19 protein-coding genes are annotated in these 16,176 nt (G+C 63.5%); 9 read left to right on the top strand and 10 right to left on the bottom strand.

Annotated elements, in window-relative coordinates; translation table 11 throughout:
* Positions 1-155 precede the first annotated feature (155 nt).
* The gene (locus FJ988_RS20790) at positions 156-794 is read right to left on the bottom strand and encodes a PAS domain-containing protein (protein WP_140820216.1); all 639 of its coding nucleotides are present in this window, start codon (positions 792-794) and stop codon (positions 156-158) included.
* A 421-nt stretch (positions 795-1,215) separates the two neighbouring features.
* Here FJ988_RS20790 and FJ988_RS20795 point away from each other — a divergent pair, with 421 nt between their 5' ends.
* The gene (locus FJ988_RS20795; RefSeq protein WP_140820217.1) at positions 1,216-1,965 is read left to right on the top strand and encodes a rhomboid family intramembrane serine protease; all 750 of its coding nucleotides are present in this window, start codon (positions 1,216-1,218) and stop codon (positions 1,963-1,965) included.
* Between the two features lie 136 nt (positions 1,966-2,101).
* Entirely contained in the window at positions 2,102-2,533 is a 432-nt protein-coding gene (locus FJ988_RS20800; RefSeq protein WP_140820218.1) for a CBS domain-containing protein, read from the top strand.
* Between the two features lie 44 nt (positions 2,534-2,577).
* Here FJ988_RS20800 and FJ988_RS20805 read toward each other — a convergent pair whose 3' ends face one another.
* On the bottom strand, positions 2,578-2,835 hold the full coding sequence (locus FJ988_RS20805; protein WP_140820219.1) for a YjhX family toxin: 258 nt from the start codon (positions 2,833-2,835) through the stop codon (positions 2,578-2,580).
* A 297-nt stretch (positions 2,836-3,132) separates the two neighbouring features.
* On the opposite strand from FJ988_RS20805, the gene gatB reads away from it, so the two are divergent.
* The 3 genes from gatB to FJ988_RS20820 all read left to right on the top strand — a co-directional run bounded on the left by gatB (position 3,133) and on the right by FJ988_RS20820 (position 5,958).
* A complete protein-coding gene (gatB, locus tag FJ988_RS20810) occupies positions 3,133-4,632 on the top strand; it encodes an Asp-tRNA(Asn)/Glu-tRNA(Gln) amidotransferase subunit GatB (protein ID WP_140820220.1) in 1,500 nt (499 codons plus the stop codon).
* A gap of 3 nt (positions 4,633-4,635) precedes the next feature.
* Positions 4,636-5,124, top strand: coding sequence for a GNAT family N-acetyltransferase (locus tag FJ988_RS20815; RefSeq protein WP_140820221.1), 489 nt, complete (start codon positions 4,636-4,638; stop codon positions 5,122-5,124).
* 135 nt (positions 5,125-5,259) lie between these two features.
* Positions 5,260-5,958 carry an AIM24 family protein gene (locus FJ988_RS20820; protein ID WP_140820222.1) on the top strand — a complete coding sequence of 233 codons (699 nt, stop codon included), beginning with the start codon at positions 5,260-5,262 and terminating at the stop codon, positions 5,956-5,958.
* A gap of 4 nt (positions 5,959-5,962) precedes the next feature.
* On the opposite strand, the gene panC is transcribed toward FJ988_RS20820, so the two are convergent.
* Both panC and panB read right to left on the bottom strand, forming a co-directional pair.
* The gene (panC, locus tag FJ988_RS20825; protein ID WP_140820223.1) at positions 5,963-6,814 is read right to left on the bottom strand and encodes a pantoate--beta-alanine ligase; all 852 of its coding nucleotides are present in this window, start codon (positions 6,812-6,814) and stop codon (positions 5,963-5,965) included.
* The gene (gene panB / locus FJ988_RS20830) at positions 6,811-7,644 is read right to left on the bottom strand and encodes a 3-methyl-2-oxobutanoate hydroxymethyltransferase (RefSeq protein WP_140820224.1); all 834 of its coding nucleotides are present in this window, start codon (positions 7,642-7,644) and stop codon (positions 6,811-6,813) included. Before panB ends, panC begins: the two co-directional genes overlap by 4 nt.
* Before the next feature lie 215 nt (positions 7,645-7,859).
* Here panB and FJ988_RS20835 point away from each other — a divergent pair, with 215 nt between their 5' ends.
* The 3 genes from FJ988_RS20835 (at position 7,860) to FJ988_RS20845 (ending at position 9,428) form a co-directional block, all read left to right on the top strand.
* Positions 7,860-8,258 carry an NADH:ubiquinone oxidoreductase subunit NDUFA12 gene (locus FJ988_RS20835; protein ID WP_140820225.1) on the top strand — a complete coding sequence of 133 codons (399 nt, stop codon included), beginning with the start codon at positions 7,860-7,862 and terminating at the stop codon, positions 8,256-8,258.
* 125 nt (positions 8,259-8,383) lie between these two features.
* The gene (locus tag FJ988_RS20840) at positions 8,384-8,962 is read left to right on the top strand and encodes a DUF2155 domain-containing protein (RefSeq protein ID WP_181183620.1); all 579 of its coding nucleotides are present in this window, start codon (positions 8,384-8,386) and stop codon (positions 8,960-8,962) included.
* A 61-nt stretch (positions 8,963-9,023) separates the two neighbouring features.
* Entirely contained in the window at positions 9,024-9,428 is a 405-nt protein-coding gene (locus tag FJ988_RS20845; RefSeq protein WP_140820226.1) for a hypothetical protein, read from the top strand.
* Positions 9,429-9,482: 54 nt separating this feature from the next.
* On the opposite strand, the gene aat is transcribed toward FJ988_RS20845, so the two are convergent.
* The 6 genes from aat to FJ988_RS20875 all read right to left on the bottom strand — a co-directional run bounded on the left by aat (position 9,483) and on the right by FJ988_RS20875 (position 14,839).
* A complete protein-coding gene (gene aat, locus FJ988_RS20850) occupies positions 9,483-10,100 on the bottom strand; it encodes a leucyl/phenylalanyl-tRNA--protein transferase (protein ID WP_140820227.1) in 618 nt (205 codons plus the stop codon).
* Positions 10,101-10,120: 20 nt separating this feature from the next.
* On the bottom strand, positions 10,121-11,464 hold the full coding sequence (accC, locus tag FJ988_RS20855; RefSeq protein ID WP_140820228.1) for an acetyl-CoA carboxylase biotin carboxylase subunit: 1,344 nt from the start codon (positions 11,462-11,464) through the stop codon (positions 10,121-10,123).
* Positions 11,465-11,482: 18 nt separating this feature from the next.
* Positions 11,483-11,944, bottom strand: coding sequence for an acetyl-CoA carboxylase biotin carboxyl carrier protein (accB, locus tag FJ988_RS20860; protein WP_140820229.1), 462 nt, complete (start codon positions 11,942-11,944; stop codon positions 11,483-11,485).
* A 26-nt stretch (positions 11,945-11,970) separates the two neighbouring features.
* Positions 11,971-12,405, bottom strand: coding sequence for a type II 3-dehydroquinate dehydratase (aroQ, locus tag FJ988_RS20865; RefSeq protein ID WP_140820230.1), 435 nt, complete (start codon positions 12,403-12,405; stop codon positions 11,971-11,973).
* A gap of 140 nt (positions 12,406-12,545) precedes the next feature.
* Positions 12,546-13,367 carry a DsbA family protein gene (locus FJ988_RS20870; protein WP_140820231.1) on the bottom strand — a complete coding sequence of 274 codons (822 nt, stop codon included), beginning with the start codon at positions 13,365-13,367 and terminating at the stop codon, positions 12,546-12,548.
* Between the two features lie 59 nt (positions 13,368-13,426).
* Complete coding sequence (locus FJ988_RS20875; RefSeq protein WP_140820232.1) at positions 13,427-14,839, bottom strand: M48 family metalloprotease; 1,413 nt, start codon at positions 14,837-14,839, stop codon at positions 13,427-13,429.
* A gap of 187 nt (positions 14,840-15,026) precedes the next feature.
* On the opposite strand from FJ988_RS20875, the gene FJ988_RS20880 reads away from it, so the two are divergent.
* The gene (locus tag FJ988_RS20880; RefSeq protein WP_140820233.1) at positions 15,027-16,175 is read left to right on the top strand and encodes a pyridoxal phosphate-dependent aminotransferase; all 1,149 of its coding nucleotides are present in this window, start codon (positions 15,027-15,029) and stop codon (positions 16,173-16,175) included.
* The last annotated feature ends 1 nt before the right edge of the window (position 16,176 follow it).

Here is a 16,176-nt window from a genome sequence, read left to right on the forward strand (position 1 = left end):
CATTCCGCGCGCCGATGCGAGGAATTTCGAGCGCAAACTTACCGCGAAGCAGGTTAACAAACGGGAAAAATTGGCCGTTGATACCTAAAGCCGAGAGGTCGGCGAAGGCCTGAAAAGCCGACCGAAGACGGGAGCAAAAGCCGCCGCCAGACAGTCTATTCGTGACGCCCGCCATCGAAAACGACGAGGTGCCGGATGCGGCGCGCGCGGCCGAGTTCCGAGATCGTTTCAGGCGGATCGAATTCGGTCGGAACCAGCGAAGGAACGTCGATCGCAGGCCGGTTTTTGAGGAACATCGGCTCCTTGCTCGGGTCGATGACGCGGATCGAATCGATGAGGGCATCGGCCAGAGGATCCGCGCCGAGCCAGAACGGTCTCTCCGCGGCGCTGATGATGCCGAGGCAGCGCGGGTTCTCCGCGCCGCCGTCGAGCGGCAGCGCAAGCAGTTCGAACTTCATCGAGCGGCCGTTGCGGCTGAACCCTTCATAAGTCAGCAAAAGCACGGATTTCTGTTCGAAAACGCCAAACATGAGCCGTGATACCAGCCGCTGATCTTTTTCGCGCCAGAGCGAGGGGAAAGAGAAGCCCTTGAGCTCGCGGCCATAGCAGGCGCAGAGCCGCGTGCCGGCCAGCCGGAAAACCGCCTCGCCACGCGTGTCGCGCTCCAGGATGAACGTGTCGGCCAGTAGCGACTTGATATCGGCCGGCTCCACTTCCGATCGCTTCGGTGCCGGGCGGCCGTCACGCAACTGGTTCCAATATTGGAACAGCGTGATCGATCCGTTCTCGTTCATGTCCATTCCGCTCCGCGCAGTCTGTCTTGTGTGTCCCATCGGCGGACAGACAGGGCGCCCTCCGATGACCTTCATGCGGTGCGGAGCAGGATGCGTGCCAGTATCGTTAACGTTTGTTCACGCTTCGGGGTCGTTAAGGTTAACGAATGGTTTACGTTGCGAGGCAAGGAAGCCTGTGGCACACCGAAATCACTCCAAAACGGTCGTTTTCGCAATGACCGGCAGCACTTCAGTCACGAGTTTATGGGGAGCGTGGGGCTCGACCGGCCGTTCAGGGGGACACCTGGACGGCCTTCTTTTTGATTCGCCCTTTTTTTGATTCGGGCCCTTCGCTCGGCCATTGCGGCGATTCGCTGTTTGCTCGCCGGCCGGGCCGTGATCTACATCGCCCGAATCCAAATTCCAGTCGATTGCAGGATGCATGAGCGAACCGGTAACCCCTCCTGAAGCCAAGATGCAGCCGGCGGAGCCGCAGCCGGAAGAGGAACAAGAGCGGCGCCGCGAGCCGGTCTTCAACCTGCCGCCGGCGGTGCTGGCGGTGATCGGCGTCTGCGCGATCGTTTATCTGCTGCAGCAGTATGTCTTGAACGATACGCAGAACATGACGCTGCTCTACGATGGCGCCTTTATCCCGGTTTTATACACCGGCCAGTACGGCTTCGACTGGTTCCTGTTCACGCGTCCCTTCACCTATGCCTTCATGCATGGGGGCCTTGCCCATATCGCCGTCAACATGATCTGGCTTGCCGCTTTCGGTTCGCCGCTCGCCTATCGCATTGGCTCGTTTCGCTTCCTGCTGTTCTACGCGGCGACCGGATTGGCCTCTGTCGGGCTGTTCTGGGCGCTGCATCCGCATGGCGAGGCGCCGCTCGTCGGCGCATCCGGCGCCATTTCCGGCATGATGGGTGCGGCGGCGCGCTACGGCTTCCATGTCGACCGCTGGTCCGGCAGGTCGGCCTTCGTCGGCGAGCCGCTGCCGGTGATGCTCGCGCTGCGCTCGCGCCGCGTCATGGTCTTTCTCGGCATTCTCATGGTCACCAATCTCGCCATCGGCCTGGCCGGCTTTGCGCCGGGCGTCGATGGCCAGGTCGCCTGGGAGGCTCACATCGGTGGCCTGATCGCCGGCTTCTTCGGCCTGCGGTTCTTCGACCGTCCGCTGCCTGTGGCATAGCGTTGCCGCGCACTTGAAATGCAACCATTGACGGCGCACGATGTTGCCCAGGCACCTGGCGTCTCTTCCAAGGCGCTGGAGCTGAAAAAAAGCCGGTCGAGGGTAGGAACCGGCGAGCAACGCTGAGGAGGACGCCATGACTGTTAAAGCAATTCTGGAAAGCAAGGGCCATGACGTGTTCACGCTCGGGCCCAACGAGAAGCTGAGCGAAGCCATCCGCATGCTGGCCGAGCACAGGGTCGGCGCGCTCGTCATCACCAACGGCGACCGCAAGATCGTCGGCATCCTTTCGGAGCGCGACATCGTGCGCGTGGTTGCCAAGGAGGGCGCGGCCGCGCTCGATATCGCCGTGCGTTCGGCCATGACGCCCAAGGTCAAGATCTGCAACGAAAATCACACCGTCAACGAGGTCATGGAGATCATGACCAGGGGCCGCTTTCGCCACCTGCCGGTCGAGAAGGACGGGCTGCTCGACGGCATCGTCTCGATCGGCGACGTGGTCAAGCGCCGCATCGAGGATGTCGAGCGCGAAGCCGAGGAGATCAAGCAATACATCGCGACTGCTTGAGCAGCGCGAAAATGCCGCCGGCGTCTCGGCCGGCGGCTTCGGTTTTAGCGATTGTCGAGTTCGGCGCGGACGAGCTGCAGTCCGCGCCGAGTGATGCGGTAAGGGCCGCCATCCGACGACGAAACCGCTTTCTTCCGCCTCAATTTTCGAAACAGGTCGAGATCTAGGCCCGGATAATGCCAGCCGTCGCGGGTCAGGCATTGGACCGTGGCGATCTTCCTGCTCTCGTTCTTTTCGATTTCGATGCGCCCGCCTTGCGCTAGCAGGTGCAGGATGCGCTGTTCTGTGCGCGAAATGTCCATTGGAGTGAGTCCCGGGAAAAACAACAAAGGCCACCGCCGCGAGGCTTCGCGGCACGGGGTTTCAGGTTTTTCTGCCCCGCCTCTTACGAGGTCAGGGCTTCAGCGGGACTGAGCGTAAGTGGACATCCACTCTCCATTGGGATGGGCGGTCCTATAGGCCAAAGCGCCGCAAAAGGCCAGAGCGCGGCTTTGCGCTTGTCTCGTTAGGCTTGTCTCGCAAGGCAGTTTGCACTAGCGAAGTTGCACACCAAATTATGCGTTCACGCATATTCGCGAATTCACAGTACGCAGGCCTCCATGAGCATCATCGACACCCGCACCCCCGACGCAAAACGGCTGATCCCCGGCGCCACCGGCGACTGGGAGATCATCATCGGGCTCGAAGTGCATGCGCAAGTGATCTCGGAAGCAAAACTGTTCTCGGGCGCCTCGACCTCGTTCGGCGCCGCGCCCAATGCCAATGTCAGCCTGGTCGACGCGGCGATGCCCGGCATGCTGCCGGTCATCAACGAGGAATGCGTCAGGCAGGCGATCCGCACCGGGCTCGGCCTGAAGGCCGCGATCAACCACAAGTCGGTCTTCGACCGGAAGAACTATTTTTATCCGGATCTGCCGCAGGGCTACCAGATCTCGCAGTTCAAGCAGCCGATCGTCGGCGAGGGCAAGGTGATCGTCTCGGTCGGCCCCGACCGCCTGGGCGAGTTCGAGGACATCGAGGTCGGCATCGAGCGCCTGCATCTGGAACAGGATGCCGGCAAGTCGATGCACGACCAGCACCCGACCATGTCCTATGTCGACCTCAACCGCTCCGGCGTGGCGCTGATGGAGATCGTCTCCAAGCCCGACATCCGTTCGGCCGACGAAGCCAAGGCCTATGTGACGAAGCTGCGCTCGATCATGCGCTATCTCGGCACCTGCGACGGCAATATGGACGAAGGCTCGATGCGCGCCGACGTCAACGTGTCGGTACGCCGGCCCGGTGGCGAGTTCGGCACGCGCTGCGAGATCAAGAACATGAACTCGATCCGCTTCATCGGCCAGGCTATCGACTATGAGGCACGCCGCCAGATCGCCATCCTGGAGGACGGCGGCAAGATCGACCAGGAAACCCGCCTGTTCGACGCCGTCAAGGGCGAGACGCGCTCGATGCGCTCCAAGGAAGAGGCGCATGACTACCGCTACTTCCCGGACCCCGACCTTTTGCCGCTGGAGTTCGACCAGGCCTATGTCGACGCGCTGGCGAAAAACCTGCCGGAACTGCCCGACGACAAGAAGGCGCGGCTGGTCGATGTGCTTGGACTTTCGGCCTATGACGCCTCGGTCCTGGTTTCGGAAAAGCCGATTGCCGATTATTTCGAGAAGGTGGCGGCCGGGCGCGACGGCAAGCTCGCCGCCAACTGGGTCATCAACGATCTGCTGGGCCAGCTCAACAAGGCCGGCAAAGACATTGAAAACGCTCCGGTTTCGCCCGAGCAGCTGGGCGCCGTGCTCGACCTGATCAAGGAAGGCACCATCTCCGGCAAGATCGCCAAGGATCTGTTCGAGATCGTCTGGAGCGAAGGCGGCGACCCGCGCCAGCTCGTCGAGAGCCGTGGCATGGAGCAGGTCACCGACACCGGTGCCATCGAGAAGGCGGTCGACGAGGTGATCGCCGCCAACCCCGATAAGGCCGAGCAGGCGCGCGCCAAGCCGACCATGGCCGGCTGGTTCGTCGGCCAGGTGATGAAGGCGACGGGCGGCAAGGCCAACCCGCAGGCGGTCAACGACCTCGTCAAGGCCAAGCTCGGCATCGAGTAGGCGATGTTCGTCCGCACCGCCGGCGAGCGCGACCTTGCAGCCATCCGAACGCTGCTGGTCGAGACCTGGCACGCGACCTATGACGCCATCTACGGCGCCGAAAAGGTCACCGAGATCACCGACGAATGGCACTCGGTCGCTTCGCTCAAGGCGCGGCTGACAAAGCCGAACGGCGAGTTTCTCGTCGCCGACGACGGCAAGCGCATCGGTGGCGTCGCCTTTGCCGAGGCGATCGATGGCGGTGAGTTGCTCATGCTGAAGCAGCTCTATGTGCTGCCCTCCCTGCAAGGGCGAGGCATCGGCGGCATGCTTCTCGATGAGGTGATCGAGAGCTTTCCGGAAGCCCGCCGCATCCGGCTGGAAGTGGAAGAGAAAAACACGCGCGCCGTTGCCTTCTACGAGGCGAACGGGTTCCGGTCGGCGGGCAGCACCGCCGATTGCGGCGGCAATTCGGGATTGCCGGCGCTCGTTCTGGAGAAGCGTTTAGGCTAGATCGCTAGCGCGCATGCCCCTATATCATCGCGCGGTTTTGATTTGATCGCGCCGATCCGCCCGATCAAACCTGTTTCCCGCAGCGTTCGCACCCGCCACGAGGCGCGGCGCGCCGCTCGCCGAGGGGGAACAACCATGCCGAGCTTGCCGGAACTGACGCCGACCGAAGTGTCGGACGAGACCTTTGGTGGCGTGACCTATCACGTCGCCGGTGAACTGGTGCCGGTGCTGTCGGTCGATGTCACCAACATGCCGGTCTATTTCGAGCACCACATCCTGCTCTGGAAGAACACCTCGATCACCATCGGCCTGAAATCGCTGAAAGGCGCACTCAAGCGCATGATCGCCGGCATGCAGATATTCGTCACCGAGGCCTCCGGCCCGGGCATCATCGCCTTCAGCCGTGACGGGCCGGGCCATATCGTGCCGATCCACCTCCGGCGCGGCGAGGAGATCCAGGTGCGCGAGCATCAGTTTCTCGCCGCCACCGCCAGCGTCGACTACACGTTCGAGCGCGTGCGCGGGCTGGGCACGATGCTGTTCGGCCAGAGCGGCTTCTTCATCGACCGTTTCCGCGGCGAAACCGGCGACGGCATCGTCTGGCTGCACGGCTACGGCAATGTCTTCGAGAAGGTGCTGGCGCCCGGCGAGACCATCGACATCGAGCCCGGCGGCTGGCTGTTCAAGGACGCTTCGGTGCGGATGGATACAAGGATCGACAAGCTTTCCAGCGGCTTCTTCGGCGCCGCCATGAATTTCGTAGTCAACCGCTTCACCGGGCCGGGCCGCGTCGGCATCCAGTCGATGTATCTGCATATGCCGTCGGAAGAGTAGGCGCTCAGGCCGAGGCGATTTCCACATTGTCGATCAGCCTGGTCTTGCCCAGCCAGGCTGCCGCCAGCAGGCGGCCATCGCGGTCACGCCGCCAGGGTTGGAGCGTAACGCTCTGACGGGCCGCTACATAATCGACCTGTTGGAATCCGGCCGAGACAAGCTCCTTGGCAGCGGCGGCAACGGCCGGCGCTTCATCGGCGCCTGCCGCAAGCGCCGCTGCCGTCCGTCGTAAAATGACGTTGAGCCTGCGCGCGATATCGAGCTCGGCCTCGCCGAGATAGGCATTGCGCGACGACATGGCGAGGCCATGCGCGTCGCGAACCGTCGGCGCGCCGACGATCTCGACCGGCAGGTCGAGATCGCGGCAGAGCTGCCGGACGACGCAAAGCTGCTGATAGTCCTTCTCGCCGAAGACCGCACAGTCGGGGGCGGTTTGCAGGAAGAGCTTGGCCACGACGGTGGCGACGCCGTCGAAAAAAGCCGGCCGAAAATCCGTTTCGAGGCCGGAGGAGGGGCCGCCGACCGAAATCTTGGTGGCGAAGCCGGCCGGATACATCTCCGCCACTGTCGGCGTGAAAGCGAGATGCGCGCCTGCGTCCCGCAGTCGGTCGAGATCGCGGGCGAGTTGGCGCGGATATTTGTCGAGATCCTCCGTCGGCGCGAACTGCGTCGGGTTGACGAAAATCGAGACGACGCAGCGCTCGGCCCGCTCGAGCGCAATCCTGACCAGCGAGATATGGCCGTCATGCAAGGCGCCCATGGTCGGCACCATGGCGATGCGCTGGCCGGCCTGCCGCCAGTCGCGGATCTGAGCGCGCAGCGCGGCGACGCTGTCGACGACGATCGGTCCGCTCATGCTTCGTTCCTGCCGGATGCTTCTCTGAAGACGTGATCGGGACTGGGGAAGGTGCGGCCGCGCACCTCCTCGGCGTAGCGTGCCGCCGCATCGGTGATGACGCCGCGCAAATCGGCATATTGCTTTACGAATTTCGGCACGCGGTCGACTGTCAGGCCGATCATGTCGTCGATGACCAGGATCTGCCCATCGCAGTCGCGGCTGGCGCCGATGCCGATGGTCGGGATGGCGATGTGACGGGTGAGTTGTGCCGCCACGGCCTCCATCGTGCCTTCGATGACAAGCGCGAAAGCGCCGGCTTTTTCCACCGCCTCGGCATCGCGAAGCAGGGCGTGGATGTTCTCCTCGGTTCGGCCCTTGATCTTGTAGCCGCCGTCCTTTTCTACCGATTGCGGCTGCAGGCCGATATGCCCCATGACCGGGATGCCATCGGCGACGATCGCGGCGATCTGCGCAGCCATGTCGACGCCGCCTTCGAGCTTCACGGCCTGACAGCCGGTATCCTCAAAAATGCGTCGCGCCGACGCAACGGCCTGCGTGGCTGACGTCTCGTAGCTGCCCGCCGGCATATCGACCACTACGCAGGCTTTCGCCGAACCGCGCATCACCGCCTGGCCGTGAGCGATCATCATCTCCTGCGAGGCCCCGAGCGTCGTGGCGTGGCCATGCAGGACCATGGCGACGCTGTCACCGACGAGCAGCAGGTCGACATGCGGATCGAGCAGGCGAGCGACGGGATAGGTGTAGGCGGTGAGGCAGACGATCGGCACGCCGCCCTTGCGGCGGCGGATATCCTCAGCACTGATCCGGCTGTCGGCGGCTGGAACCAATCGTCACCCTCCCTCAAGGCGCGCCCGAAAAGGACGGGTCGAGCTTTAGAAAGACAGGCAGCGCTTGGCAAGCCGAGCGGATGTTGTCCGCTTGACTGCATCGATTTAGCGCACGAAGCATTTGGATCGGCGCCATGGCAAAACCCTTGCCTTCGCTGTGCCGTGACGCCATAAGCAGGTGCAAGGCGCAGCCGCTGCCGCCCGTGAGGATTTGGATGAAAACGTTCCTGCTGCAGTTTTTCACCTGGTGGAACAGCCAGACGCTCGGCACCCGCCTCCACACCTGGCGTTTCGGCAAGAAGGTCGGCGAAGACGAGTCCGGCAACGTCTATTACGAAGGCGGCGTCGATTCGGAAGGCCGCACCCGCCGCTGGGTCATCTATCGCGACTATTCGGAAGCCTCGAAGATCCCGCCGGGCTGGCATGGCTGGATCCATCATCGCGTCGACACTGCTCCCGTCGCTGAGAGCTACAAGCCGCGCGAATGGCAGCAGCCGCACCAGGCTAATCCGACCGGGTCGCCGTCGGCATACCGGCCGAAGGGTTCGATCCTCACCAACCAGCATCGTCCGCAGGTCACCGGCGATTACGACGCCTGGACACCCGGTTCCTAATCCGTATCCAGCGTCGCTTCGGTCCTTTGTCGCCACAATTGGCGTTTAGCTGCTTGTTGGTATCGCAGCCATGATTAGCCTTGGGCATTGAAGAATCACCCGGGCGCAACCACCGGTATCCTTGCATGAGCATCCTCCGCCAGATCCCGATGGCCGCATTGGCGGCGTTCGCAGCTTCTGCCGTCGCTTGCACGGTAGCGTCTGCCGCGGCCCAGGAGCCGGCCCCAGCGCCATCGACCTCGGATCGCATAACCAATCCGGTGGCCGAGTTCGCCGGCATCGACAAGATCACCGGCCGCATCATCACATTCGATGTTTATATCGACGAGACGGTGCAGTTCGGCGCGCTGCAGGTGACGCCGCGCGTCTGCTACTCGCGGCCCGACACCGAGCAACCCAAGACCGATTCCTTCGTCGAGGTCGACGAGATCACGCTCGACCGCAAGATCCGCCGCATCTTTACCGGCTGGATGTTTGCCGAAAGTCCCGGCCTCAACGCCGTCGAGCACGCCGTCTATGACGTCTGGCTGAAGGGCTGCAAGCAGAAGTCGGATGTGCCAGCGCCGACCGCCGCCAAGGCCGATACGGCAAAGCCGGCGGCTCCCGCCGCCAAGCCGAAAGCGATCGCGCCCCAGCCGGCGGACGCGGCTCCGGCCGACGCGAGCCCGGACGCGACGGACGACGAACCCGCCAACACCAACTGATCCCGGAACCTGCTCGCGCTTTAGCCGTTCCTAATTCGGCGAATGCGAGGAGGATTCCGCGATGACCAACAAGAAGCCGATCACCGCCAACAAGAAAGAGCTCCTCGATCTCGAGAGGGGCTTCTGGACCGGGGATTCAGCGTATTACGAAGCCAATGCCGACGTTGAATGCCTTGTCGCTTTCCCGAAGGTGGCGCAGGCGATGACCAACGCCGATCTGGCCGAGACTGCCACCAAGCCGAACAAATGGCGCGACCTCGACATCAAGGTGAAGGGGATGGTCGAACCAGGCAGCGACATCGTCATGCTGACCTATGAGGCTCATGCGACGCGTGACGACGGCGAGCCTTACGCGGCGCTGGTCAGTACCGGTTACGTCCATCGCGCCGATGGCTGGAAGATGATGTTCCATTCGCAGACGCCGATCGAGGCGCAGGCCCAGAGCAATTCCAGGAAAAGTGTGTAGCGATTTTCCGCCCGCCGTTTCCATGAAACGGTGAAGCGCTCTAAGGGAAGCGCTCTAAGGGTAGAAGACGGCTTCGCCCTTCAGCGCCTCGGCCAGCATCTTCTCGTACTGGCCGCGCGGCACGTCTACGGCGCCGAAGCGTTTCAGGTGGTCGGTGGTGAACTGCGTGTCGAGCAGCGCGAAGCCGCGCCCCTTCAAGCGTTCGACGAGATGGAAGAGGCAGGTTTTCGAGGCGTCGGTTTCGCGCGCGAACATGCTTTCGCCGAAGAACACGCGCCCCAGCGACACGCCGTAGAGACCGCCGACCAGCCGTTCCTCGCGCCATGCCTCGACCGAGTGGCAATGGCCGAGCCGGTAAAGCTCGACATAGGCTTCGCGGATCGGCGCGTTGATCCAGGTCGAGCGGCGTTCCTCGCGCTTTTCCGCGCAGCCGTCGATCGTCGCCTCGAAGTCGAAATCGTAGCGGACGTCAAATGCGTGCCTGCGGATGGTTTTCTTCAGGCTGCGCGGCGTGTGGAAGGCGTTGAGCGGGATGATGCCGCGCGTTTCCGGCCGCACCCAGAACACTTCCGGGTCGCTGGCGCTTTCGGCCATCGGAAAGACACCGGAAGCATAGGCCTTCAGCAACAGGTCGGTCGGGATGCGATAGCCGGGTGCGTAGGGGCGGGTCATCGCGGCATTATAGCGACAGCCTATTCCTCTTTGGCCAGATACTTTTCCAGCCAGTGGATATCGTAGTCGCCATTGGCGATATCGGGATTGCCGACCAGGTCGCGGAACAGCGGCAGCGTCGTCTTGATGCCGTCGACGACAAATTCGTCGAGCGCGCGGCGCAGCCGCATCATGCATTCGACGCGGTTGCGGCCATGCACGATCAGCTTGCCGATCAGGCTGTCGTAATAGGGCGGGATCTTGTAGCCCGAATAGACGCCGGAATCGACGCGGATGCCGAGGCCGCCCGGCGTGTGGAAATGCGTGATCGTGCCGGGTGAGGGCGTGAAGGTGCGCGGATCCTCGGCGTTGATGCGGCACTCGATGGCGTGGCCGTTGAACTTGATGTCTTCCTGCCGCACCGACAGCCCGCCGCCCGAAGCGACACGGATCTGCTCATGCACCAGGTCGATGCCTGTGATGGCTTCCGTCACCGGATGCTCGACCTGCAGGCGCGTGTTCATCTCGATGAAATAGAACTCGCCATTCTCGTAGAGGAACTCGATCGTGCCGGCGCCCGAATAGCCGAGATCGGCGATCGCCTTGGCGCAGATGCCGCCGATGCGCGAGCGTTCCTCGGCATTCAGCGCCGGCGAATTGGCTTCCTCCCAGACCTTCTGGTGGCGGCGCTGCAGCGAGCAGTCGCGCTCGCCGAAATGCACGCCTTGGCCGGCGCCGTCGCCGAACACCTGCACCTCGATATGGCGCGGCTTCTGCAGGTATTTCTCGATATAGACGGCGTCGTCGCCGAAGGCGGCGCCCGCTTCCGACTTCGCCGTCTGCAGCGCGACCTCGAGATCGGCTTCGCTGTGCGCCACCTTCATGCCGCGGCCACCGCCGCCGGCCGAGGCCTTGATGATCACCGGGTAGCCGATCTCGGCGGCGACGCGCTTGGCTTCCTTGTCGTCGCTGATCGCGCCGTCGGAGCCGGGCACGACCGGAATGCCGAGCCGCTTTGCCGTTCGCTTGGCCTCGATCTTGTCGCCCATGATGCGGATATGGTCGCCCGACGGGCCGATGAAAGTGATGTTGTGAGCGGCCAGGATGTCGGCGAACTTGGCGTTTTCCGACAAGAAGCCGTAGCCCGGATGCACGGCGTCAGCCCCGGTGATCTCGCAGGCCGCGACGATCTGATGGATGTTGAGATAGCTCTCGCGCGAGGGCGGCGGGCCGATGCAGACGCTCTCGTCGGCAAGCCTGACATGCATGGCGTCGGAATCTGCGGTCGAATGCACCACCACCGTCTGGATGCCGAGCTCTTTGCAGGCGCGCAGCACCCGAAGGGCGATTTCGCCGCGATTGGCGATGAGGATTTTCTGGAACATCTCTTGGCTGTTCCCGGCTTACTCGATGACCACCAGCGGCATACCGTATTCGACCGGCTGGGCGTCCTCGATCAGGATCGCCGTCACCGTGCCGGCGCGGGGCGAGGGGATCTGGTTCATCGTCTTCATCGCTTCGATGATGAGCAGCGTCTGGCCTTCCTTGACCTTCTGGCCAACCTCGATGAAGGCCTTGGCGTCGGGCGAGGGGGCGAGATAGGCGGTGCCGACCATCGGCGAGGGCACGGCGTTCTTGGACGGATCGGCGGCTGCGGCCACCGCCGGCTGGGCTGCCGCTGCGACCGGGGCCGCGGCAATGGCTGGCAGCGGCGCGGCGACCGCATGGACGGCCTGCGACTGACGCGACACGCGGACCTTGAGATCGCCGAGCTCGACCTCGATCTCGGTCAGGTTGGTATCGTTCAGGATGCCCGCCAGATCGCGGATCAGCTGCTGGTCAACACCGGTCTTCTTTATGGACATTTTCGAGCCTTCTGTTTGGGGGCCGGTCACAGCCGTGCCGCCAGCGCTTGCAGCGCGAGCGTGTAGCCGAGCGGCCCGAACCCGCAGATCATGCCGACAGCGACCGGCGCGACCATCGAGACATGGCGGAAGGGTTCCCGCGCATGGATGTTGGAAAGATGGACTTCCGCGACGGGCAGGGGTGCCGCGGCGCGGATGGCGTCATGGATGGCGATCGAGGTGTGGCTGTAGGCGCCGGGATTGATGACGATGCCGGCAGCCTTTTCGCCGGCCTCCTGGATCCAGTCGACCAGATCGCCTTCATGATTGGACTGGCGAAAATCGATCTCTAGTCCCAGCGCCGCGCCGGCCGCCTTGCAGTCCTCGGCGATGGCCGCAAGCGTCTTGCCGCCATAAATCCCCGGCTCGCGCTTGCCGAGCGCATTGAGATTGGGACCGTTGAGGACGAAAATCGTTTTCAATATGCCGACCTTGTTCGCGCCGGCCCAAGCCGCCGCACTGGGCCTCTATAATGGGCATAGCCGCCTGCGAAAAGAGCGCAAGTGCGTTCTTTTGCTGTCCACAACAGGCGCAAAACCGCCTGTTGCGGAGGTGGCGGTGCTCAGAGCGCGGTTTTCGCCTGCTCGATCTTCTGCGCCAGAACCTCTTGGCCGAGCGCGCCGAAGATAACCTCGTTGCCGACCACATAGGACGGGGTGCCGGTGATCGACAGCTTGGTGGCGAGATCATAGGTGCGCGACAGCGCCTCGGCGATGCTCGGATCCTTCATCTTCTCGCGCAGCGCAGCCTCGTCTGCGCCGAGCGACACCGCCAGCTTGATGGCGGTGGATTCAGTGGCGCGGCCCTGGCCGCCGAGCAGCGCGGTGTGGAACTGGCCGTACTTCTCCGGGTGCATCAGGTGGAACGCCATCGACACGACGCTCGCCTTCTGCGAATCCGGGCTGAGGATCGGGAATTCCTTCAGCACGAAACGCAACTCCGGATCGGCCTTGGTCAGCGCCTGCATGTCGTCGATGGCGCGCTTGCAGAAGCCGCAATTGTAATCGTAGAACTCGACGATGGTGAGCTTGCCCTTCGGGTTACCGACGACACCGTCGAAGGTGGAGTTGAAGATCTCGTCCTTGGCGTCCTTGATAACCCCGAGCGCTGCGAGCCGCTGCTCTTCCTTCTGCTTGGCCTCGAGGGCGTCCTGCACTTCAAGCAGAACCTCCGGGTTCTTCAAGAGATAGTCACGGATGATGCCTTCGACTTCCTTGCGGTCGACCTTGGTGTCGGCGGAGACTTTGGTGTCGGCGGACGCGACCTGGACGACTTGCGCCGTATCGGCTTTCGCCGCCTGCGGGCTGCCCGCCACGAAGCCGAACGCCAGCATGCCGAGCGCTACCGCCACGCCCGCGCCGCCAAGCAGGATTGCCTTGTTCATGATCGTCGGTCCTTTTGCCTGTTCCGGTCCGCCTTGGTCGCCGCCAGCGTCCGGGAGGTTCACTTGAGCTTGTTTGAAGGCGTGTAGTTAATAATATCCTGCGCGCGCACCCAACGGGGCTCGCCACGCTTCAATTTCTGTTGAGCGCGCATGGCGAAGATTTTCGCATTCTTGTAGTCGCCGGCATAGTAGTGGCCCTCGGCGGTGGCAAGGTCGGCGGCCGGGATATCGCCAAGTTCGCCATAAGCCTGAGCCAGGAAACGATAGGCCTGGGAATTTTCCTTGTCCCGCCCTACGCCGTTGTTGAGCTGGACCACCGCCTTCTTCAACGAATCGGGGGTTCCGACCGCCATCAGCGCCTGACCGGATGAAACCAGAAGCAGTCCAGATCGCGCCGGATCGAGGCTGACCGCCTTGGCATATGCGTCCGCGGCATCCTTGGGCTTATTGGCCTTCATCAGGATATCGCCGCGCAACTCTTGGAAGTAGGGGTTCTTCGGCTGCTCCTTGATCAGCGCTGCCGTCTTGACCAGCGCCGCGCCGGGATTGCCGAAGAGATAGGTCTGCTGCGCGTCGCCATAGCGCGAGGCGAGGCTGGCCGGGTTCTTGCGCATCAGTCGTGCAACGGCCGCCTGGCCCTGCATATAGGCGGCGATCTTGATGCGCATCATGTCATGCCGCTGCTGCAGCGCCGGAGCGTCGACATTCGCCACATAGGGGCTCTGCTTGACCAGCACTTCGAGGTTGGCGATGCGCTCCTGCGGCATCGGATGGCTGATGCGGTAGGGGTCGATCTGGGTGCCGGCCAGCGACAGTGCGCTCTGGAAGCGGCCGAAGGTCTTCAGCATGCCCATGCCGGACTGGCCAGTGGCGTTGAGATAGGTGATGGCCGAGCGGTCGGCGGTGATCTCTTCGGTGCGCTGATAGGCGAGGATCGAGCGCTGCGCCATCTCGCCGCCGCCGGCCGCGACGCCCATGCCGGCGCCCGCCAGGCCCTTGCTGTTGGTGGTTGCGCCGGCAACGATGGCGCCGGCGCCGAGCAGCGTGGCGATGATGGCCATGGTCTTGGCGCGGTCGAGCTGGTCGCGCAGCTTCTGCTGGTGGCCGCCGGCGATGTGGCCGGCCTCATGCGCGATGACGCCGATGATCTCGTTCGGCGTTTCGGCCGTCGCCAGCGCGCCGGTGTTGATGAACAGGCGCCGGCCAGTGACGAAGGCGTTGAAGCTTTGGTCGTTGACCAGCACGATGTCGATGCCGTCATTGGCAAGCCCCGCCGCTTTGAAGATCGGCCGCGCATAATCGCGCACCAGCGCCTCGATCTCAGCGTCGCGCACCACCGGCACGCCTTGCGCGAAGGCGCTGACCGAGTTCGATACGGCAACGGCGGCGGCAAGCAGCAGCGTGGCAAATCCGCTTGCGGTTCGCCTCAATGTCGTCGATCTGCCAATCGATGGTCCGGGTCGGCTCAACATAGGTCCACTGGTAGACGAGCGGGCGAAAGATGAAAAGTCGGCGCCGATAACTTCCTGCGCGCTTGTGATCCCCACATCAATCGGGCATTTGTGCGGCGCGGCCGCCAAACGCCAAGCTATTCCCAAAGAACAGGCGGCGGTTTTCTGTCGCAATTGCGCCGGGAAATCAGGCTGGACGAGAGGTCAAATGGTGGTTTCGCTTTCACGCCGCGGCGAGGTCGAGCCGTTCCATGCCATGGATATTCTGGCGGAGGCCAACCGGCTGAAGGCGACGGGCGCGTCCGTGGTGTCGATGGCGGTCGGCCAGCCGTCGGACCCGGCGCCGGTTGGTGTGCGCGAGGCGGCGGCCGCCGCGCTCAAGCACGGCCGTATCGGCTACACCGACGCTCTCGGCCTAGCCGATCTGCGCAAGGCGATCGCGGCGCATTACGGCGAGCATTACGGGCTCGACGTCGCGCCGGCCCGCATCGCCGTCACGACCGGGTCCTCCGCCGCCTTCAATCTCGCCTTCCTGGCGATGTTCGATCCCGGCGACCGCGTCGCCATCGCCGCGCCCGGCTATCCGGCCTACCGCAACATCATGGTCGCGCTCGGCATCGAGATCGTCGAGATCGAGCTTGGCACGGACGCCTATCTGCATGCCGAGCACCTCAAGGCCGCGCACGGCGAAAAACCGTTGAAGGGCGTGCTGTTCGCCAGCCCGGCCAATCCGACCGGCGCGGTCATTCCGGCCGATGAGCTTGCGGCGCTGGTGAAGACGGCCGAGGATCTCGGCATCGCCGTGATCTCGGACGAGATCTACCACCGGCTGGCCTATGCCGCGCCCGATACCAGTGCGCTTTCCTATGGCGCCGGGGTGACGGCGATCAATTCCTTCTCGAAATACTATTGCATGACCGGCTGGCGCATCGGCTGGATGGTGCTGCCAGATCAGCTTGTGCGGCCGGTCGAGCGGATCGCCCAGAGCCTCTACATCTCGCCGCCCGAACTGTCGCAGGTCGCAGCAATCGAGGCCTTCAAGGCCACGGCCGAACTGGAGACCGTGAAGGCGCGCTACGCCTGGAACCGCGATCTCTTGATGAAGCGCCTGCCTGAACTCGGCTTCCCGCTTGCCGCACCCATGGACGGCGCCTTCTATGCCTTCTGCGATGTCACCCGGCATACCAATGACAGCATGGCCTTCGCCCGCGAGATGCTTGCCGAGGCGCATGTCGCGGCAACGCCCGGCCGCGACTTCGATCCGCTGCAGGGGCACAGGACCATGCGCTTTTCCTATGCCGGCAGCCATGACGACATGGTCGAGGCTCTGGCTCGCATCGAACGCTGGCTGAGATAGT

This window comes from Mesorhizobium sp. CU3 (assembly GCF_006442965.1).
Classification (GTDB): Bacteria; Pseudomonadota; Alphaproteobacteria; order Rhizobiales; family Rhizobiaceae; genus Mesorhizobium.